Origin of the sequence: Flavobacterium johnsoniae UW101 (assembly GCF_000016645.1) — a bacterium.
GTDB lineage: Bacteria > Bacteroidota > Bacteroidia > Flavobacteriales > Flavobacteriaceae > Flavobacterium > Flavobacterium johnsoniae.
The window spans coordinates 5,154,313-5,175,563 of sequence record NC_009441.1 but is presented as its reverse complement, the minus strand read 5'-3'; the positions used below and the strand labels follow the sequence as shown (position 1 = coordinate 5,175,563).

Below are 21,251 nucleotides of genomic sequence, written 5' to 3'. Positions count from 1 at the left end.
TATAATTAAAATTCATTTATAAATAAGTCAAAATTTCCTGTTGCAGCGACTTTTAATAAGTACGACTGCCACACGTTATTATTGACAATATCTCGATCGATTTCAGCACGATTTAAAACATACATTGTTTGTGTTAAATCGGTTAGATCAGTTAAACCGTTTTTGTATAAAGTCGATTTTTGTATGTAAGCTCTTTTAGCTGCTTCAACCTGAATCGGTGCTTCGGCATAATTTTCCAAAGTAATTTTGATTTTATCTTCGGCAAAATTCAACTGCGATTTTAATTCTCTGTCTGCCTGATTGTATTCTTCCTGCATGGCCTGAGAAACAAATTTCTGAGCGCTTACTTGTTTGCTGGATCTAAAAGGCGTAGTTAAATTCCAGGTAATTCCAACTCCAATTAAGTAGTTAGTACGATCCGGATTTACACCATCCCAGTAATTTCTTGTAAAAGCGTTTTGATTGGTTGCATACGAAGAATCAAATCCCGAAGCTCTGGTTTGTAAAACCCCAAAAGCACTCATTGTAGGATAGTAGAATCTTTTATACAATTTAACCTGCTGGTTGCTGTAATCGATTTTCGTTTTATAGAATTGTAATAATGGGTGAAGACTGTCTCCTGCGGTTTCTTTGGTAACTAATTCTTTTGGAATCTGTGTTACAAAAAGAGTATCAGCGACAAAATCCTGAGGTGCAACTCCCATTAAATCGACTAATTTGTTGTTTTGTTCCTTAACGAAATTTTTGGCAAGGTTTAAAGCAATTTTAGCTTTAGAAACTTCTGCAGTTGCCAAAGTCGAATCGACTCCTGCCAATAATCCGTTTTTAACTCTCGCAGCAGCGGTCTTTTTAAAAACTTCTGCGCAGTCTAAGTTCTTTTGCTGTGAAATCAGTAATCTTTGGCTTGCTAACAGATTTAAATAGGCAGCCGAAATTTTGATTTCCTGCTGAAATTTTTCCTGTTGTAAATCTTTTTCTTTAGCCAGAACATCAATTTTAGATAAATTGATTTTTTCCTGTGTTTTTCCAAAAGTGAAAAAATCCCAGTTCATGTTGACTAAATAAAGTGCGCCAAAAGCCGAATTCCAGTTTTGTTCCGGAAGTGGTAACCCGGAAGAAGCAACTCCGAGACCTCCAAAACCATACAATGGCCCGTTTTGTCCGTTTACAGTTCCGTAATCCTGCTGTGCCGATAAGTTAAGATTCGGCAGGTAATCACGGCGAGACTGTTTTAAAGTCTCCTTTGATGCATTGGTGTAATTGTTTTTTGCTTTGATAGAACCGTAATTCTCAAGCCCGGTTTTTATTGCTTCTTTTAAAGACAGGGTTTGACAATAACTGGCTGAGGCAAAAATCAAGAAAAATAAAATGGTAATTTTTTTGAAGTACATAAACTCAAGTGTGAAATTATAGAACAAATTTATTTGTCTTGTGCTGATAAAAGTCATGATAAGTGATGTGCTGCACTAATAAATGACCAATTCAATTGGTCATTTATTGGAAAAAATAATTAAATATTTGTCCGTACTTTGTACTCTATTTAAGTTTTAAAAATGAGCAGAAAATTTGATAACATACTGGATAATAAGTGGTGGCAGGAGATTGCCGTCGTCGCGTTTTCCTTTACCATATACACATTAAAAAACGACTGGATGTTATTTAGTTCTTTAACTTCCGTTTTAATGGGCATTTTTTTCTACTTCATTCTTTACATGCACGCCCAGTTTAATCGTTTTTTTCTTCTTCCCATTTTATTTAAAACCCGCCGTCCGGCAACTTATATTTTCTTAACCATTTTTGGAGTTCTTGTTTTCTCGATTGTTTTGTATGAGATCACCATGCTCGATATGTTCAGCAATTGTCATTTGTATCAAAATTCGCATCAGCGAAGTTATATGTATCAATTGGCGAGCGTTTTAGGAACTTTGGTTTGTATTTTAAGCCCTATTATTGTTTTTAAATTCTACAGAATTCACAGAAAACGTACTGAAGAAGCTTTGCTTTTCAACCAAATGCAGCTGAATTCTTTGAAAGGACAGTTGAATCCGCATTTTTTATTTAATACCTTTAATACGCTTTACGGAATTAGTTTAGAATTTCCGGACAGAACACCGGATTTAATCATGAAGGTTTCGCAGCTAATGCGTTATCAGCTGGAAAGCAACAGCAAACAATGCGTATCTTTAGAAGATGAATTAGAATTCATTAACAGTTACGTTCAGCTTGAAAAAGAGCGTGTCGGCTATCGATGCGATATAACTTTTGATTATAAAGTAGACAATCAAAATGCTTATAAAATTTCGCCGATGCTTTTAATTGCTTTTATTGAAAATGCTTTTAAACACGGAACCTGCGCTATAGAAAAGTGTTTTGTTCAAATTTTTATTACGGTTCAGGAAGGACAGCTTCATCTTCATGTTGTAAATTCAATTCCAAAGAAAACCGATGCTGTGGTTTCAACTAAAATTGGTTTAAAAAATACAATCGAAAGATTGAATTTAATTTTTGGAAAGAATTATAATCTGGATATTCAGGATAATAAAAATACTTATATTGTTGATTTGAAACTGCAATTGAAAAGATTTGCTAATGAGAGATCCTAAAAAATGCATAATTGTAGATGATGAGCCTGCTGCGCATTATGTTTTAGCTAATTATATAAAACAAAATCCAAAGTTAGAGTTGGTTTTTCAGGGCTATAACGGCATTGAAGCAATGGATTATCTTAGAGAAAATAAAGTCGATTTGATGTTTCTGGATATTAATATGCCTGAGATTTCTGGAATGGAATTGTTAAAAATTATTCCCAATCATCCTAAAACAATCCTAACAACGGCTTATTCTGAATTTGCCCTTGAAAGTTATGATTACGGTGTAATTGATTATTTATTAAAACCAATTTATTTTCCGAGGTTTCTAAAAGCTATTGATCGTTTCTTTTCGACGGAAACTACAAAAGCGAAAGAAGAAGAAATTGCCATAAATACGGTTAATGTAAAAGTTGACGGTTATTTTATCGAAATAGAATTAGACCAGCTTTTGTTTGCACAGAGTTTTGGAAATTATGTGAAACTGCATACTACAAAACGCACTTATCTGGCATCTATAACCACAACTGAGTTAGAAAAATGCCTTCCGGAGAAGAATTTTATGCGTATTCATAAATCTTATATAGTGGCTCTGGATAAAATTGAAGCGACTGAAAAAGATTTTGTTGTTATTAAAAATGAAAAACTGCCTATTGGAATAACCTATAAAAGGGAATTAACCGACAGGTTAAAAAAGTAATATTATTTTTAATAAAAAATATTTGAAATTTATTTTAAAAGTAATACTTTTAGTATAAGGTTTTCGATTTTTCAATTTAAATATTCAGGTCATGAAAAACGTATTCTTACTTATAGTTTTATTATGGAGCGGGTTTATTATCGGACAAAATAATGTTGTAACACCGCCAGAAAAAGTGAGGTTTACATTTGAAAAAGAATATCCTAATAAAGTTCCCGTATGGTCTGTAAGATATGTTGGAGATGACGACGACGAAATTAGGTACGAAGCCAAATTTAATACCGATAAAAATACTAAAGCTCTTGCGGTTTATGACAATTTAGGAGTTTTAAAAGCATACGAATTACAAATTCCGTTAAGTCAGCTTCCTGTTAAAGCACAGACTTATTTGAAGAAAAATTATGCAGCCAAAGCGATAAAAGAAGTTTCGGTTGTAGTAGATGATAAAAATCAAACCACTTATGAAGTAGGAGTAGAAAAAGATTCAAAATTCTATGATGTTGTTTTTGATAAAAACGGCGGATTTGATGTCTCAATTCAAAAAGACTAAATAAAGAATACTTACTAATTCAATTATATTTGAAACGGCAAACCCGATAAGTTTTTTAAAGCTTATCGGGTTTTGTTTTTTTAAGAGTTATGAATTATGAATTATGAATTATGAATTATGAATTATGTTGATGAACTATAAACAATTAACCATTAACCATTAGCAATAAAACATCAACTATCAACCATCAACAATAAACCATCAACCATTAACCATTAACCATAAACCATTCATTAAAGCATCATTCCCCCAGAAGCTTCGATTCTTTGTGCGTTTATCCAGCGAGCCTCTTCGGTACATAAAAAGGCAACAACACCGCCAATATCATCTGGTAAACCAACTCTTCCAAGAGCAGTTACTGAAGCAATCTGCTGGTTCATCTGCTCATTGTCGCGAACCACTCCGCCTCCAAAATCTGTTTCGATAGCGCCTGGAGCCACGACATTAACTCTGATTTTTCTTGCTCCAAGTTCTTTTGCCTGATATTTAGTTAAAGTTTCAATGGCACCTTTCATAGAAGCATAAGCAGCATAACCCGGAAATGAGAATCTGGCTAAACCTGTAGAAATATTTACGATTCCGCCGCCATCATTCATTACGTTTAAACCTTTTTGAGTTAAGAAGAACGGACCTTTAAACTGAATGTTAGTTAATTGATCAAATTCAGCTTCAGTTGTTCCAATGAAAGAATTGTGAATTCCAATTCCGGCATTGTTGATTAAAAAGTCAAATTTGTCTGTTTTAAAAGTGTTTTTTAAAGTTGATTCTACTTCTTTGTAGAAAGCATCAAAAGTATTTGATTCAGCAACATTTAATTGAAGTGCAGCCGCTTTTTGACCTAAACTTTCGATTTCTTTTACTACTAAATCAGCTTCTTCTTTTTTGCTGTTGTACGTAATAATTACGTCGATTCCTTTCTTTGCAATCGCAATTGCCATATTTTTTCCTAAACCTCTGCTTCCTCCTGTAACCAGAGCTGTTTTTGTATTTACTGCCATATTTATTTAATTATGAATTGTGAGTTGTTAATTGTGAATTATTTGTTGTTGTTTTTCTGTCAGTCTGAGCGAAGTCGAAGACCTTTATGATATGATTATTTTTAAACACATAGAAACATAGATTTTATTTTGATTTGAAAAGATTGTAAAAAGAAACTAGTTTCTAACACATAACAATGTGAGATTTAGATAAATTAAGTTTCTTTTTAGCTGCATTTCTATGTTTGTTTTAATAAATGAAATGCCTTTTATGCGTTTACAATAGCTATGTTTCTATGTGTTTAAAATTAATTTCAGTTATCGTGTAATGCGTTAAATGACGCTTTTAATTCTGGAACGCTTGCATTTAATCTCGTTTCGCTGGTTCCAAAAGTAAGTTCTTGTCTTCCTTCTTTCAACTGTTCAAAAATTGATTCTATAAAACTGCTTACGCTTGGATGTGCGTCGTGAAGACCAATTCCACCCAAATCTGTGTTTAATGCCGGCGGAATAATTTCGATTACTTCGATGTTTTTTTCTTTTAATAAATGACGAAGTGAAAGTGTAAACGATCTAAAAAACGCTTTTGTAGCCGAATAAACCGGAACTTTTGCAAATGGTGAAAATGCCAATCCAGAAGTTACATTCATTACCGTTTTTAGAGATTGTAACTGAATAAATAGTGAAGTTAAATGCAGTGGAGCTTCAATGTTGGTAGTCAGCTCATTTTTCATGTTTGCATAAAAATCAGTATCCGTAATCGACATCCAGTTTTGAATTCCGGCATTGTTGATTAATACGTTTAAATCAGGATGATTAGCTGCAATCCATTCATAAAGTGCGGTGCGGTCTTCTTCTTTAGAAAGGTCGCATACTTTTGTAATTACTGAAGGGAATTTTGCTTTAACGTCATTTAAAACTGATTCTCTTCTGCCGCAAATAATCACGGTATTGTTTTCCTGAATAAATCGTTCGGTAAGTCCAAGTCCGATACCGCTTGCACCTCCCGTAATTAAAATTTTGTTGTTTGATAAATTCATCTTTTCGATCTTTTAATTTGATTAGACAAAGGTAGGAGCGAAGCAGACTTGGGGAATTGTAAATATCAAACCGATGTTTGCGAAATTCAAATCACAAGTGATAAATCCCAATTTTTAGAAGTTTCAAATTCCAAGCTTCAGGCTTAACCGCAAAGAACGCTAGGGATTACGCAAGGTTCGCAAAGTTTTTTATGTAAAGCTTTGCGAACTTTATGTTTATATAACATAAAGCTTAGAAAAAACCTTGCGCTCTTTGCGGTTAAAACACACAAAGAATATCAACTTGAAACTTGCAACAAAATTTAAGCTCTAAAAGCAATCGGCGTGTAAGAAGTTTGTTTTTTAAAGAAGTTTGAAAAATGTGCTAATTCTTCAAAACCAAGCGAATAGGCGATTTCAGAAATATTCCAGTCTGTCTGCTTTAAAAGTATTTTTGCTTCGTTTGTTAATCTGGTACTGATTAATTCGGTTGTGGTTTTTCCAGTGTTTTCTTTTAAAACTTTATTTAAATGATTGACGTGAACCGATAATCGTTCTGCAAAATCCTTCGCAGTTCTTAGTTCTAAACGTTGATTTGGCGATTCTATAGGAAATTGTCTTTCTAATAATTCGGCAAATAAAGACGAAACTCTTGCTGCCGAATTGTGTTTAGAATAAAGTGCTGTTATAGGCTGCAATTTTTGTCCGAAATGAATTAATTCAGCGACATAATTTCGGATTAAATCGTATTTATAAATATAATCAGAATTGATTTCTTTTTGTATCTTTTTGAAAATCAAAGCAACTTCTTCGACTTCTTCATCTGATAACTGAAAAATAGGATAACCGTCTGAAGCAAAAATTGGAAGTTCGTCTAAATCAATACCGCTTTTACTTTTAGATAAAAACTCGCTTGTAAATACACAAAACTGTCCGCCCTGATTGGTATCCTGCGGTAAATAATTGTAGGGAATTTTTGGAGTTGCAAATAACAATCCCTGTTTTTCAATGTCGATTATTTTATCAGCATATTCGGCTCTGTTTTTCCCTCTAATCAAACTTATTTTGTAATAAGCTCTTCTGTCATAAGGCATTCCAGGCTTTCCTTTCATACGTTCCAGAAGTTCTTTAATATCAAAAACATTAAAATGGCCAATCTCTTTTTGAATGTCGTTTGGTAATAGGGAAGTGGGCTCTACTGTTGAACCTTCGGTAATATCCTGGTAAAATGAATCTAAAGATTTCATAATTCGTGAATTGTAAAATTCAAATATACGGAAAAATATGCTTCGTGAGTTTAACTGCGAATAGCGCAAAGATTTTACGCAAGGTTCGCAAAGTTTTTTGGATTGGCTTAGAATGTTTGCTATTTACCATTCACGCCATTCTTCTGTTAGATCAAAATTGGCTTCAAATTCAAGTCCAGTGTTCCTTATAATATCATTGATAAATTGGCAAAGTTCTTCTCTTTCCATTGTTTCAATGAAATAATCATATTTAGGATTAATTTTATTAATTGCAAGGACTAGTTTTTTTATTGAATTAAAGATAGAGGAAGCCTTTTTTTCTTTTGTAAGTTTTATTAATGTATTTATATAATCTTTTAATAAAGTTTCAATTAGACCGATTTTCTCTTTGGTAAATTCTTTATCTCCATTTTTTCTTCTCTTTTCCCATTCAATAGTTGGTAATTTGTACAAGAAACTTAAAATTAAATCTGCATTATCAGGATTAATATTTTTACTTTGCTGATTTAGAAATTTTTTAAGCCTTATTTTTTCTTTTTCTTGTAGTGTTAATTTTTTAATTCTAATCCAAATGAGTATTTCCAAATCTTTATCAAAGGCCGTTAAAATTCGATAGTCATCAAATTCTGTCCAATAATATTTACCATAAGAAGAAACGCCTTTTTTATTTGGTTTTTTACCAATCTTATTTACCACTGTTTTATAATCATCACCTTGTATTAAGCCAAAAGGGAATTTAATAATAGATGGTATTTTATTGTTAGTATAGTCGTTTTCAAGACTTATCTCGGTCAAGAAAAGGCTTTTGTCAGGATTTTTAATAATTTCAGCAGGTTCTCCATATCCATATTTAAATCTTTTATAGCCTTCAAAAGTCATATAAATTCCAGATTTTTCATTTGCTGACTTACTTTCAAAAATATCACCTAAATAATCCAATTCTATCTTTGGATTAGCGGGTAAGTTATATTGACGTATAAATGAAAGTATTTCTTTTGATTTAAGAGATTTTCCTAATAAGGGAATAATTAAATTTTCCATGCTTAATTAATTTTAATCAGCAAAAATATTAAAAAGTAAGTAAAAACCTTCTTTTTTAAATATTGAATTGTGAAAAATGATTATTCAAAAGATTATAGACTTGGTACTCCAATGGTTAAAGTTATTGGCTATGTTCAATATGGTTTGCTAACCTTGCGTAAATCTTTGCGCTCTTTGCGGTTAAAAAAGTCTTCCCTGAACAAACTCAGGTTCTGGATTACTTCCAAATTTAAAAGAATCAATTACAAAAAACTGTTTTACTAGGGGATCAAATTCTCTTAAAACAATTTCATTGCACTCAAATTGAAGGTCAATTGTGGTAAAAAGTTCAGAAGCAATTTTAAGGTTTTCAGGAGTTAATTTTCGTCCAATTGACAGATGTGGATTATCACTTTTATGCTTTAAAGGTTTTAAAGTTTCGTGAGTCTTTTTCATGATGGGTACAAGATTATTTTTTGAATCGTCATTTACACCAATAAAAAAAGCACCGGCTTTTGGAAAGGAATCAAAATGATCTAAATTTACTTGAAAAGGTGTAAAAGTATCTGAAATTTTGGCAAGCTTTTGTTTGATGGAATCAAGCTTTGATTCATCAATTGTAAATTCACAAATCGTAATATGTGCTTCAGAATTACAGCTGTTGTACCATTTAATTTTGCTTCTTAAAAAGTCTTTCAATTTTTTAACAGGCTCAACCAATGTTTTAGAATAAAATACAACCGAATATGTTTTCTCCATTTTTAGGATTTTGAATTACACAAATTTAAAATTTAAATTGTGCTTTCAGCGCCGCATAAAAATATTCTTGATTTATGGACGGATTAAAATCCATCCCTACAAGATGTGCCGAACCTACGGTTCTTTATTAAAATTTAAATTGTGCCGTCAACGCCGCATAAAAATAATCTTTTCCTAATTGGACGGATTTTAATCCGTCCCTAAAAGATGTACCGAACCTACGGTTCTTTATTAAAATTTAAATTGTGCCGTCAATGCTGCATAAAAATAATCTTTTCCTAATTGGACGGATTAAAATCCATCCCTACAAGATGTACCGAACCTACGGTTCTTTATTAAAATTTAAATTGTGCCGTCAATGCTGCATAAAAATAATCTTTTCCTGAACCGACTTCTTTTAAAAATGAACCTGCATTAAACCAGCCAGTTTCTAATGTAAAACCTAAATGATTATTCATATCGTAGTTTACATTTGATATTAACTGTGAACCTATAAAACGTTCCGTTGTATCTTTTCCTGAATATAAAAGCTGCATGTTTGGTGCGTATATACCATCACTTATGGTTTGTCTCCAGAAAATATCATAATCAATTCCGAGTCCCCATTTTTCAGATAAACTAAAATTAATTGAAGGATGAACGTCAACTAAATTTGATGGACCTATAAGGGCAACTAATCCAAAATAAGCGCCTCTTGGATATAACGGATTGAAAGTTTGTAAATAGCCATCGCCAGAATTTTTATCTCCTGAAATGATTTCTGTTTTTAATCCAATTTCCGGAGTGTATTTTATGTTTTCGAAAGTATAACAAGCAAAAGAAGAAATGGTCCAGGCTGAAATTGTCCTTTGATTGATGTTCCCGAACTGGTAAACACCTTCAAAATCGTATTTCCAGTTTCCTTTGTTTTTCCAGATTCGTGTTCCAATCGATTGTCTGTTTTCTGCACCAACGGCATCATCAAAAACAGCTCGGCTTTTCCATAAACCCAAATAATATAAATCGATGTTTTGAATAAACGGCACTTTATGAATTACCGTATAACTTCCCCAAAATTTGGCATTTTCATTAAAACTATCATTAAAAGTTCCTTGTTTATTGGCAATAGGATGTGTAAAAAAAGCATCTGACTGCCAATTGTTTTTTTTATAAAATAGTTTCAATCCGTCAAAAGCAAGCCGGCTGTTTGGACCTTCTCGTACAGCAACCAAACGCTGGGAACCGTATGACATTTCTTGTCTTCCGAAACGCAGGGTTAACTGTTCATTTTCTTTTCGGATAAAATCTATATCCAAAAAAGCCTGATGTATATCTAACTGATTTTCATCAACCGGACTTGGATCTGTTTTGCCGTTTGCTAAACTGCTTTGCAATTGAAAAAATGTTCTAAAAACGCCCAGTTGAACATTTGCATGAAGCAGATAACGAGAAAGTAAATACCCATCATCGTCAGATTCGTCTCCCCATTTATTGTTAACGGTGTAAGTATACTGCAGTCTTGCTTCTCCGCCAATTGAAGCATAATATTTATCGTTTTTTCCTAACGGAATATATTTGATTTTCTCGTATGGAGTTTTCGTCGAATCAGCTTTTAGATAAGTGAAATCATCCTCATATCGCAGCTTTTGGAAAACTGGTTTTTGTTGTGCGTTTGCATAAAAAAAGATTCCCAAAAGCAACAATAAGAAGAATGTGTTTTTCATTTTGAATTAATTTTTTTGATAACCTCCAAAGTAATTTACCGGACTCCAGTCTGGAATTGCTTTTGGTTTTTCGTTTACAAAAGTTCTAAAGTCATTATCAGCATAAACTGCTTTACCGTTTACAACTGTAAGTTTTGATTCGATGTTTAAGATATTTTCTTCAGAAGTAGTAAAATAATCATCAGAAAGGATTGAGAAATCAGCTAGTTTATCTGCAGTCAGCATTCCTCTGTCTTTTTCAATATTGATTAATTGTGCGCTTCCGTAAGTGAACAATTTTAAAGCTGTTGTTCGGTCTACAATATTCTCGTCGTTCATGTATTTTAAACCTCCTAAAGTTTTTCCGGTTGTAAGCCAGTATAAACCAACCCACGGATTGTAACTTGCTACACGGGTTCCGTCTGTTCCCATTCCTACTTTAATTCCTAATTCGAACATTTTCTTTAGCGGAACTGTGTTTGCAGCAGCTGTTTTTCCATATCTTTTAATGAAACTTTCACCTTGATACGCCATTCTGTGCTGAATTGCAATACCGCCGTTTAAAGCTTTAATACGTTTTAAATTTTCTGTAGAAACTGTTTCGGCGTGATCAAAGAACCATAAAAGTCCGTTTAAAGGTGTTTCTTTATTAATGTCTTCAATTACATTTAAAAATCTTGTAATGCTTTCGTTATAAGTTGCGTGAATTCTAAACGGCCATCTGTTTTTTACTAATAAGGATAAAACTTCTTTTAACTGACCTTCCATCGCTGGGCTTAATTCTGGTCTTGGTTTGTCGAAGTTTTCAAAATCTCCGGCACTCATAACTAAATTTTCTCCTGCACCCTGAACGTGATATTCTACTTTATCTGAATGATGATCGTCGTCACAGCCTTCGCCAATTTCGACTGTCTGCATCCATTTTGTGTAATCATTTAATTCTGTTCCTGCTTTTTGAGCAAACAAATAATAAGGCATTCTGATCGTTAAATCGCTGTCTTTGCACAAACCGTTTGTTACGCCGTAATCGTCTGGAAAGTTTTGGAATCCGCCTCCTGCATCCATAATAGCGGTTACGCCAAGACGGTTCATTTCGGTCATAAATTGTTTGGTCGAATTGAATTTTTCTTCTTGCGTCAATTCTGGAAGTTTGGCAAGGGTAGAGTATAAAATAAAAGCATTTGGTTCTGCAGCTAACAATCCGGTTGGATTTCCGTTTGAATCTTTTTCAATCAATCCCGCATTTGGATTTGGTGTATTGGCATCAATTTTCAAAGTTTCTAAACCTGCTTTGTTCAAATAGGCGTGTCCATATAAATGAAGAATAAAAGCTGGAACATCGCCAGTTGCTTCGTTGATTTCGGCTAAGGTAGGAAGTCTTTTTTCTTCAAACTGATAAGCATTCCATCCGCCTACCACACGAACCCATTGTCCTTTTGGAGTTCTTTGTGCTTGTTCTTTCAGCATGGCCAAAGCTCTTTTTAAGGAACGAACGCCGTCCCAGCGTAATTCGGTATTGTAAAATCTTCCTCCACGGATGATGTGCATATGAGAATCGAATATTCCGGGAATAATGGTTTTCCCTTTAGCATCGATTAGGGTTGTTTTTTTGTCTTTTAATTTTAAGATTTCGCTGTTTTTCCCTGTTTTTAGGATTCTTCCATCGGCGACAGCCATGGCTTCAACGATTGTATTTTTATTGTCTAAAGTATGAATTACAGCATGATGAACGATTAGAGTTGCTTTTTTGCTTTGCCCGAAAATAGGAAGGGAGATAATTAAAAGGAAAGCTGCTATTTTAAAAGAGAGTTTCATGGTTGTGGTATTTTAATTGGTTTTGGAGAAAAAAAAGACTGTGCGGTTACACAGCCTTTCTTTGTTTTTCTGGAAATATTTTGGCCCGCGGATTTTACTGATTTGCTTTGCAAAGACGCGGATTTGCGCAGGTTTTTATTTATGAATTTTAAAATCCGTTCTTATCCGTTTTTTCGCGATAGCGAATCCGTTTCATCTGTGTTCCATCTAAAATTAGTGTTTCAACATTTCGTGAGCGTATTGAACACCTACACCATAAGCGCCGCCGTATTTTTTAACTAAATCAGTCACAGGAACATAAGTTTCCTGACGAGCCCAGTCACGTTGTAATTCTAATAAATACTGTAATGAAGTAATTGGGTGCGCACCAGCCTGAACCATACGGGTTACAGCCATTTCGTGAGCTTCTTTAGAAATGTCGCCGCTTGCATCTGTAATTACATAAACATCATATCCTTCGTTGATTGCTGATAAAGCTGGCCCTACGATACAAACACTTGTCCATAAACCGCCAAGAACGATTTTCTTTTTACCTTTTGCAACTATAGCTTTGTGAGCCGGAATGTCTTCCCAGGTATTCATTGAAGTACGGTCGATATAGTTTGATGTTTTTTGTGGATAGAATTCTTCAATTTCTTTAAAAACGGGTCCGCTGAACGATTTTTCGGCTACTGTTGTTACAATAGTTGGAACTTTGAATATTTTTGATGCGCCTGCTACTAAAGCAGTGTTGTTTCTAAGCTGATCGATTGGAATGTTGTTTACTGCAAAGGCCATCTGGCTTTCGTAATCGATTAAAACTAAAGTATGGTTGGTTGGATCTAACTGCGCCGGACTTGGTTTTTGAGCGAATCCGATAAAAGTTACTAAAGATAAAACTGCTGTAAGGATTAATTTTTTCATGATAATTTGATTTTGTTGTTAAATAAAGGTTTTAAAATATTTTGTATTTGATTTTCAGTGTTTTGCATTCAAAATAAATGCCTTGTTTTTAATGTCTTGTTTTTAAAAGGTTTTTCAGAAAAGGCAATAGTGATCCTGACGATATATCGTCGATTTAGCGACGAATATTCGTTAATAGATTATTCTTTAAGCTTTTAATGAATTTTTAAAAGAGAAAAATGCGGCGCCTAGATTTTTCCTTTTAGATGTAAACGGTGGAGAATTTCTGATTTTAATAATCCGCTTCCGCCTCCAAAATGTTCAATTACTTCTACGTCTGGCTGTTGTTTTAAGCAAAATAAAGTAAACTCTTTTTCGACATGGTCTTCGATTCCGGAGCTCAATAGAACAACGTCGATTTTGTGATTCTGAAAATAGTCCTGAGCTTCTGTTTCGCTGCTAAATGCGACTGCGTTCCAGTCTTCATAAGCATTTACAAGGCGAAGTAAAATGGCCAGGATCGCTTCGTTTTTTCCGAGTAATAAGAATTCAAGTGTTTTCATTTTTTCTTTAGTTTCTAAGATTCTATCCCAAGCTTCGTGACTGAGGTTCTAAGTTTTTTTTACTTTGAAATTTCAGTTTCGCAGAACTTGTCATTTATATTGCAAATTTATTAGTTCCAATTTTAACTCAACTTAATCTAGAATAAGAAAGATTTTTTTTAAGATTCTAAGTTTTTTCTTTTTTCGATTTCAGTTTTTGATAGAACTTGTAATTTATATTGCAAATTTATTGGTTCCAATTTCAATTCAGCTTAATCTAGAATAAGAAAGATTTTTTTTAAGATTCTAAGGTACTAAGATTCTAAGTTTTTTCTTTTTTCGATTTCGGTTTTTGACAGAACTTGTAATTTATATTGCAAATTTATTGGTTCCAGTTTCAACTCAGCTTAATCTAGAATAAGAAAGATTTTTTTAAGATTCGAAGGTACTAAGACACTAAGTTTTCTTTTTTCGATTTCAGTTTTTGACAGAACTTGTAATTTATATTGCAAATTTATTGGTTCCAGTTTCAACTCAGCTTAATCTAGAATAAGAAAGATTTTTTTTAAGATTCTAAGGTACTAAGACACTAAGATTCTAAGTTTTTTCTTTTTTTGATTTCAGTTTTTGACAGAACTTGTAATTTATACTGCAAATTTATTGGTTCCAATTTCAACTCAGCTTAATCTAGAACAAGAAAGATTTTTTGGGGTCTATTTTCTGTGTTTTGATAATTTTAAATGTATTTTATTAATCTAAAAAATTCGTTATAAATTGTAAAAGTATGAGGTTTAAAGTTTTAGATTGCTTGTGTTTTAGGAGGTTCAAAATTTTTAGAAAAAATCTTTGCTGAATGCGGAAAGCCGTAATGATTTTTCAAAAACTGAGCATAGATTTGCTGCGTAGAAATCAAAGAACAGCGTTTTACCTTTTTTGCTGCGCTTTTATGGTTTTTGCGGTTAAAAATGTTTTTGGAGAGACGATTTTTAATTTTAAAATTTGACATATTCATTTGATCGTGGGTAACTTGTAGAAAATTGTTATACAAATACTGTCTAATTTTTTTAGGGTTTTAGATTTGGCTGATTATTCAGCCTTAATCTAAAATCCTTTTTTATTAACTAAATATCAGAATTCCGGTAATCCAAAAATAAATATAGTCCCAATTGCTTTTAAATTTTTGAGGAGAGGAGCCGTAGAAACTTTTAAATGCAGCCGAGAAATGAGAAATATCTTTGTAACCGCATTTATAGGCTACTTCACTTACTGTTGAGGCTTTATCCTTAAATAATTCTTTAGCATATTCCATTCGTAGTTTAATAATAAAACTTTTAACGGTTGTTCCAAAACAGGCTTTAAAACCTTTCTTTAATTTAAATTCATTCAGCGAAATCATTCTCGAAAGTTCAGTTAGATTTGGAGCGTGAACATAATCTTTTTCCAGAATTAGTTTTGCTTCCAGAAGTTTAGAGTAATCCTCATCGTCAATTTTGTTTTTTTGTCCGGGTTGTGTAATAATGGCTTCGAGCTGATGTATTAAAAGTTCTCTGATTTTGGTTTCGAGAAACATTTTTTTCAGAGCACCTTTTCGGTTGCAGTTTCTAATTTCAGAAATTATCCATTGTATTGAAGGAGTAAATGGAATGTATTTATTTGTGAGATAGCTTGATTTTTTTAAATGAATGTTTTTAGAAAATTTTTCATGAACTTTCCAATCCTCATTGATTATGTTATAATAAAATTCTTTGGAAAAAATTATAGCTAAATAATTGACTTTTTCAAATGCGGGTATAGTATAAGTAGCTTTAAATTTTGTGGTGTAAAAAATATTGTGCGTACTTTCTTTAATGCGCTTGTCTGACTCAGGCAGTTCGATATTGGTTTCGATGTTGCCGGAGTTTACAAAATCCATTACAACACATTCTTCGTTAATCTCAAAAACATCAGTCTGCGACTTAGAGAGACATATTTGAGTATCAATAAGAACCATTCCGTCGGTAGATAATATGTGACTTTTTATTTCATCTGTTTCTTCCTTTTTTATGTCGATAATTTCCTCTGTAAGAATACTTTTTGGATCGTAATGGTCTTTAATTTCAATATTAATAATTGGTTTTTCATGGGCTGATAGTTGCGATTTGATCTTCAAAATATAATCCGTTTTTACAAAATAATAATCCGTTTTTCCCTAACTTTTTTGAAGCTGTTAAGAGTACTTTTGCGTCAAAGTTATTTATAATTAGTCTAATTAAAGATATGTCAACGCCAAAAATTTTATTTTTTATTTTATTTTTCTTCTTTTCGTTCTTGTCATTTTCCCAGCAAAATAAGGGGCTTACAGTGACCGGACAAGTCGTTGAAAAATCTGGGCAAACAGTTCCATTCGCAACAATAGTAATAGAAAAAACTGACTTAAGTATGATTTCCGACGAAAACGGAAAGTTTATTTTCAAAAATGTTAAACCGGGAAGGTATACTATAAAAGTTTCTGCAATTGGTTTTTCGGGCTTTAAAAAAAGTATAGAAGTTTCAGGAACTGGTATAAATATTCCAGTTCAATTAGACAATGAATTGCAGGAATTAGAAAATGTATCTGTACTAGGACGTTCGGCAGTTGAAAAGATCAATAAACAAGCTTATAACGTAACAGCCGTCGATGCAAAAAAACTGCATAATTCTACTTTAGATCTGGCACATGCCTTAGATAGGGTTTCAGGAGTACGTTTTCGCGAGGCTGGAGGTGTAGGATCCCGATCAGAATTATCTATTAATGGGTTTTCTGGGAACCAAATTAAAATTTTTATTGATGGTGTGCCGATGGATAATTTCGGCTCATCTTTTCAAATCAATAATATTCCAATTAACCTGGCAGATCGTGTAGAGGTTTATAAAGGTGTTGTGCCTATTTGGCTGGGTGGAGATGCTTTAGGAGGAGCTGTTAATATTGTAACGAACAGCAAACCTCGAACATATCTGGATGCTTCTTATTCCTTTGGTTCATTCAACACGTTTAAAACTGCTGTAAACGCGGGCTATACTTCAAAAAGTGGTTTTACGACAGAGATTAATGCATTTCAAAATTATTCGGATAATAATTATTGGGTAAATGTTGAAACTAATGATTTGGAAACTGGTAAATATTATCCAGAAACACGAGTAAGAAGATTTCATGATAATTACCATAATGAAACTGTAATTTTTAATATTGGAATTACGGGTAAAAAATATGCCGATAAATTAATGGTTGGTTTTACTGCCGGACAAAATAAGGCTGATATTCAAACCGGAGCCAGAATGGTAGCAGTTTTTGGTGAAAGGTATAGACGCGGGAATACTTTGATGCCTACTTTAAAATACCAGGTAAAAGATTTGTTTACAAAAGGGTTGAATGTAGATGTAACGGGAAATTTTAATTTTGGTTATGAACAAACTGTAGATACTGTAAATAGAAGATACAATTGGTTTGGGCAATATACAACAAATGCTGGTCCAGGTGGAGAAGCCGGCAGATCTCTGTACAAATTTAAAAACAACAATGGAATAGCGACTTTCAATGCGACTTATGCTTTAGGAGAACGTCATTCTTTATTATTAAACAATACATTTAACACATTTGACCGTAAAGGAAGTGATGAACTTTATCCTGAGTCCATAACGTATCAGCAGCCTGAAAAGCTGCAAAAGAATATTTTGGCATTGGGCTATAAATTTGACTACAATCAAAAATGGAGTACCTCATTATTTTTAAAGAATTATGATTTAAAAACTACTCTCACCAGAAGTTATAATCCTTCTGGAAACTGGGGAGATGTTGCCTATATGGAGTTAAATGATAAATCATCTTCTTTAGGTTATGGAGGAGCAAGCAGCTATTATTTAAAGCAAAATTTGCAGCTAAAAGCTTCTTATGAAAAAACCTATAGATTGCCTACATCGAATGAAATATTTGGTGATCCCAATGATAATTTACAGGGTAATAATAATTTAAAACCAGAATCGAGTAACAATATTAATTTGGGTTTAAGTTATCAAACCAGTTTTAATGATATTAATGCCTTAACATTTGATGTAAATGGTATATATCGTAATGCGGCTGATTTTATTCGTACTGAATTTAACAATAATCAGAACAAAACTGTAACTGTTAATCAGGGAAGTGTAAGAACAAAAGGTATTGATGGAGAGATTCGATACTCTTACAAAAAGCGTTTTACATCTGGTATTAATATGACTTATCAGGATATACGCAATATGACCAAATATGAGCCAGAGCAAAATTTTGTTTCCTATTACTATAAGGACAGAGTGCCCAATATTCCTTATTTATTTGGTAATCTGGATGGAACAGTTTTTTTCAACGATGTATTTAAAAAAGGAAATAATTTATCTGCAGGCTATAATCTTCTTTATGTACATGCTTATTATTTGTACTGGCCAAGCAGAGGAGGCTCAAATGGTAAACACGATATTCCAGTACAGTTTAAGCATGATTTAAACTTGGTTTACACAATGGCCGACGGAAAATACAATATCGCCTTAGAGTGTCAAAACTTATTGGATAATGAACTTGTAGATAATTTTTCACTTCAAAAACCTAGTCGTGCTTTTTATCTAAAATTTAGATACTTCTTTAACAAGTCGAATAAATAATTTAATATAAACTTTAATACTTATGAAAACAATTAGCAAATTACCTTTACTATTAGCTGCGTTTGCTTTCACTTTTACTTCATGTGAGAGTAACGACGAAAAAAATGAAGGAAGTAGTGGAGAAACTGGAAAATCAAAATATATAGTTACTGTTTCTACAGGAGCAACTGGAGTAGCAGATTATTTATTAACTGCTGACGACATTACAAAAGGATCAATTACCACAGCAGGAAATGGATTAGAACAAGACGGTACTTATCGTTACTATTTATCAACGCAAAATAAATTTTTTAGTTTCCTATACGGTCAGGGAAATCCGGGAGCTGTTACTACTTATGGCTTAACTGCAAATGGAAATTTAACTAAGACTTCAAATTTCCAGGCGGAAACAGTACAAGTTTTTGCACCCGTTAACAAAGATATTTTAATGGTAAAAGTTCCTAGAAGCGGCGCTTCAATTTCTTATATGTATAAAGTTGATGCAGAACAGTCGATACTTACAGGAACCGTATCACAAGATACCAGACTTTTAATTGGAAATAAAAATCCAGATTTAGCAGAAAGAGCTCATTTTACCTGGGCAACTCAGGTGGGAGATAAAGTATTTATGCCTTATATGAAAATTAATGGTATTGCTCCGGATACTTTTGGGACAAGACATGCAGATAGTACTTGGGTAGCTGTATATAGTTATCCAGACCTAAAATTAGAAAAAGTAATTAAAGATGACCGTACAAGTTACTTAGGAGCTTATTTTACTAATGGATTGTTTCAGGATGAAAAAGGAGATGCTTACGGATTTTCTGGAGCTATTGGAACAGCTAATGGTGTAGTTAGTTCTACAAAACCTTCGGCTGTTGTTAGAATAAATAAAGGTACTACAGAATTTGACAAATCTTACTTCTTTAATGTTCAGGAAAAATCAGGAGGGTATAAAATCTCTTCAACAAGTTATATTTCAAATGGTAAGTTCTTATTATTAATGTACGGAACTCCTGGGACTAATTCTGGAGCTGTTAGGTTAGCTGTTGCTGATGTATATAACCAAACTTTTAAATGGGTTACTGGCATGCCGGCTTTATTAACAAGTGCTACTACTCGTTACAATATTGCAACAGAAGATGGAAACTCAGCTGTTCTTGGTGTAAATACACCTGATGGAAACTGGATTTATACTATCAATGGTACCTCTGCAGCAGCTACACAAGGTATGAAAGTTGAAGGCGGTCAGATTACTGCAATTCAGAAATTAAAATATTAATTATTTTTTTAAAACCGTGAGTCTTTTGGCGGGGACTTGCGGTTTTATTTATTCTATTTATCTATCAAAAAATATGTTTTCTTCTTCAAAACCAAAACCTAATACTAAGAAAAAAAGTAAAAAATCGCTTTTTAAGCGTGTTATGGCCTGGCTTCATTTGTGGCTTGGTCTGGCATCTGGAATTATTGTAGTTATTGTCAGCCTTACAGGATGTATTTATGTTTTTGAAAATGAAATAAAAGATTTTATCGAAGACTGGCGTTTTGTAGAGCCTCAGGAAAAAGCATTTTTACTTCCCTCACAGTTGGTAACTATAGCCGATAAAAAGATGAAGGACAAGCATGCTGCAAGTGTTACTTTTGGCGAAAAAGACGATGCTGCCATTGTAGGTTATTTTGTTGAAAAAAAAGAAGATAACGAAAAAGGCAGAGGAGAAAAGGGAGAACATAAAAAAGGTGAAAGAAAAGGCAGAAAAAATGATATCGCCGAAAATAAAGGAGAAAAAGGAGAGGTAAAATCCCAAGGGAAGCCTTCTGAAAAAGCTAAAGAGAAAAAGGGAGAAAAGCCTAAAAAAGGCCGACGACAAGGAACTTTTATCAGCGTTTATATGAATCCGTATACAGGAGAAATATTAAACGTAAAAACTTTTTCTAGAGGAGATTCACCGGATTTTTTCAGATGGATATTAAACGGCCATCGTGCTTTATGGCTTCCGTATGATATTGGAAGACCAATTGTAGGTGTTGCAGTTTTAATTTTCGTTGTGCTTTTAATCTCAGGAATAGTGCTTTGGTGGCCAACCAAATGGATCAAATCAATTATCGATAAGAGTTTTAAAATTAAGTGGGATGCCAGTTTTAAACGTGTTAATTATGACTTTCATAATGTACTGGGTTTTTACAGCTGTATCTTTCTTTTCTTTATTGCCGTTACTGGTTTGGTTTGGAGCTTTGGGTGGTGGAGTAAATCATTATACTGGGTTACTTCTGGAGGAAAACCACTGACTGAAAACCGTGAATCTCCAAAATCTGATACAACTAATATTAAAGCTTTTGATATTACTACTGCCGATAAAGTTTTACTTAAAATGCAAAAAGAAAATCCGCAGGCATCTGGAATTTTGATATCAATTCCGTCAAAACCGGCAGATCCTATTGGAGCTTTTGTTTACAAACAAAAAAATACATTCTATAATATGGACCGTTATAGTTTTGATCAGCAGAGTTTAAAAGAAATCTCGATTAAAACTCCTTTTTCAGGAAAATATATAGATGCTAATATTCCGGATAAAATCCGCAGAATGAACTATGATATTCATGTGGGAAGTGTACTGGGACTTACAGGAAAATTTATCGCTTTTTTTGCCAGTTTGATTTCCGCAACACTGCCTATTACCGGATTTATTATCTGGTGGGGAAAACAGAAATTTGGCAAAAAGAAGCCTGCAGCAAAACCAAAAGTGGCTGCAAAAGCAGTTCCGGTTGCCAAGAAAAATATTGCAGAACAAGAAGTGACTGCTTAGGAAAAATTAAAATTGGTTTTTAATTTCTTTTTTTGTT

At 33.2% G+C, this 21,251-nt stretch carries 17 protein-coding genes; 6 read left to right on the top strand and 11 right to left on the bottom strand.

Annotation, left to right across the window (positions count from 1 at the left end; translation table 11 throughout):
* Positions 1-5: 5 nt before the first annotated feature.
* Positions 6-1,391, bottom strand: coding sequence for a TolC family protein (locus FJOH_RS22150; protein WP_044048008.1), 1,386 nt, complete (start codon positions 1,389-1,391; stop codon positions 6-8).
* Between the two features lie 162 nt (positions 1,392-1,553).
* Here FJOH_RS22150 and FJOH_RS22145 point away from each other — a divergent pair, with 162 nt between their 5' ends.
* The 3 genes from FJOH_RS22145 to FJOH_RS22135 all read left to right on the top strand — a co-directional run bounded on the left by FJOH_RS22145 (position 1,554) and on the right by FJOH_RS22135 (position 3,838).
* A complete protein-coding gene (locus FJOH_RS22145) occupies positions 1,554-2,603 on the top strand; it encodes a sensor histidine kinase (protein WP_012026257.1) in 1,050 nt (349 codons plus the stop codon).
* On the top strand, positions 2,590-3,288 hold the full coding sequence (locus FJOH_RS22140; protein WP_012026256.1) for a LytR/AlgR family response regulator transcription factor: 699 nt from the start codon (positions 2,590-2,592) through the stop codon (positions 3,286-3,288). Before FJOH_RS22145 ends, FJOH_RS22140 begins: the two co-directional genes overlap by 14 nt.
* A 91-nt stretch (positions 3,289-3,379) precedes the next feature.
* Positions 3,380-3,838, top strand: a complete 459-nt coding sequence (locus tag FJOH_RS22135) for a hypothetical protein (RefSeq protein WP_012026255.1) — start codon at positions 3,380-3,382, stop codon at positions 3,836-3,838.
* 233 nt (positions 3,839-4,071) lie between these two features.
* On the opposite strand, the gene FJOH_RS22130 is transcribed toward FJOH_RS22135, so the two are convergent.
* From FJOH_RS22130 to FJOH_RS22080, 10 genes are all read right to left on the bottom strand, one after another.
* Complete coding sequence (locus FJOH_RS22130; protein WP_012026254.1) at positions 4,072-4,836, bottom strand: SDR family oxidoreductase; 765 nt, start codon at positions 4,834-4,836, stop codon at positions 4,072-4,074.
* A 293-nt stretch (positions 4,837-5,129) separates the two neighbouring features.
* Positions 5,130-5,855 (bottom strand): SDR family oxidoreductase, encoded by a 726-nt coding sequence (locus tag FJOH_RS22125; RefSeq protein ID WP_012026253.1) that lies wholly within the window; start codon positions 5,853-5,855, stop codon positions 5,130-5,132.
* 302 nt (positions 5,856-6,157) lie between these two features.
* Positions 6,158-7,081, bottom strand: a complete 924-nt coding sequence (locus tag FJOH_RS22120; RefSeq protein WP_012026252.1) for a helix-turn-helix domain-containing protein — start codon at positions 7,079-7,081, stop codon at positions 6,158-6,160.
* Between the two features lie 123 nt (positions 7,082-7,204).
* Positions 7,205-8,122 carry a hypothetical protein gene (locus FJOH_RS22115; protein ID WP_012026251.1) on the bottom strand — a complete coding sequence of 306 codons (918 nt, stop codon included), beginning with the start codon at positions 8,120-8,122 and terminating at the stop codon, positions 7,205-7,207.
* Positions 8,123-8,302: 180 nt separating this feature from the next.
* The gene (locus FJOH_RS22110; protein WP_012026250.1) at positions 8,303-8,860 is read right to left on the bottom strand and encodes a 2'-5' RNA ligase family protein; all 558 of its coding nucleotides are present in this window, start codon (positions 8,858-8,860) and stop codon (positions 8,303-8,305) included.
* A 335-nt stretch (positions 8,861-9,195) separates the two neighbouring features.
* The gene (locus FJOH_RS22105; protein ID WP_012026249.1) at positions 9,196-10,563 is read right to left on the bottom strand and encodes an alginate export family protein; all 1,368 of its coding nucleotides are present in this window, start codon (positions 10,561-10,563) and stop codon (positions 9,196-9,198) included.
* Positions 10,564-10,569: 6 nt separating this feature from the next.
* Positions 10,570-12,357: an amidohydrolase gene (locus tag FJOH_RS22100; protein ID WP_012026248.1), complete on the bottom strand. Its 1,788-nt coding sequence runs from the start codon at positions 12,355-12,357 to the stop codon at positions 10,570-10,572.
* A gap of 213 nt (positions 12,358-12,570) precedes the next feature.
* Positions 12,571-13,260: a hydrolase gene (locus tag FJOH_RS22095; RefSeq protein ID WP_012026247.1), complete on the bottom strand. Its 690-nt coding sequence runs from the start codon at positions 13,258-13,260 to the stop codon at positions 12,571-12,573.
* A 227-nt stretch (positions 13,261-13,487) separates the two neighbouring features.
* The gene (locus FJOH_RS22090) at positions 13,488-13,802 is read right to left on the bottom strand and encodes a hypothetical protein (protein ID WP_012026246.1); all 315 of its coding nucleotides are present in this window, start codon (positions 13,800-13,802) and stop codon (positions 13,488-13,490) included.
* A gap of 1,096 nt (positions 13,803-14,898) precedes the next feature.
* Complete coding sequence (locus FJOH_RS22080; RefSeq protein ID WP_012026244.1) at positions 14,899-15,930, bottom strand: helix-turn-helix domain-containing protein; 1,032 nt, start codon at positions 15,928-15,930, stop codon at positions 14,899-14,901.
* Positions 15,931-16,037: 107 nt separating this feature from the next.
* Between FJOH_RS22080 and FJOH_RS22075 the strand changes: the two genes are divergently transcribed.
* The 3 genes from FJOH_RS22075 to FJOH_RS22065 all read left to right on the top strand — a co-directional run bounded on the left by FJOH_RS22075 (position 16,038) and on the right by FJOH_RS22065 (position 21,214).
* On the top strand, positions 16,038-18,431 hold the full coding sequence (locus FJOH_RS22075) for a TonB-dependent receptor (protein ID WP_012026243.1): 2,394 nt from the start codon (positions 16,038-16,040) through the stop codon (positions 18,429-18,431).
* Between the two features lie 22 nt (positions 18,432-18,453).
* Positions 18,454-19,692 (top strand): DUF4374 domain-containing protein, encoded by a 1,239-nt coding sequence (locus tag FJOH_RS22070; RefSeq protein WP_012026242.1) that lies wholly within the window; start codon positions 18,454-18,456, stop codon positions 19,690-19,692.
* A gap of 73 nt (positions 19,693-19,765) precedes the next feature.
* A complete protein-coding gene (locus tag FJOH_RS22065) occupies positions 19,766-21,214 on the top strand; it encodes a PepSY-associated TM helix domain-containing protein (protein WP_012026241.1) in 1,449 nt (482 codons plus the stop codon).
* Positions 21,215-21,251 lie beyond the last annotated feature (37 nt).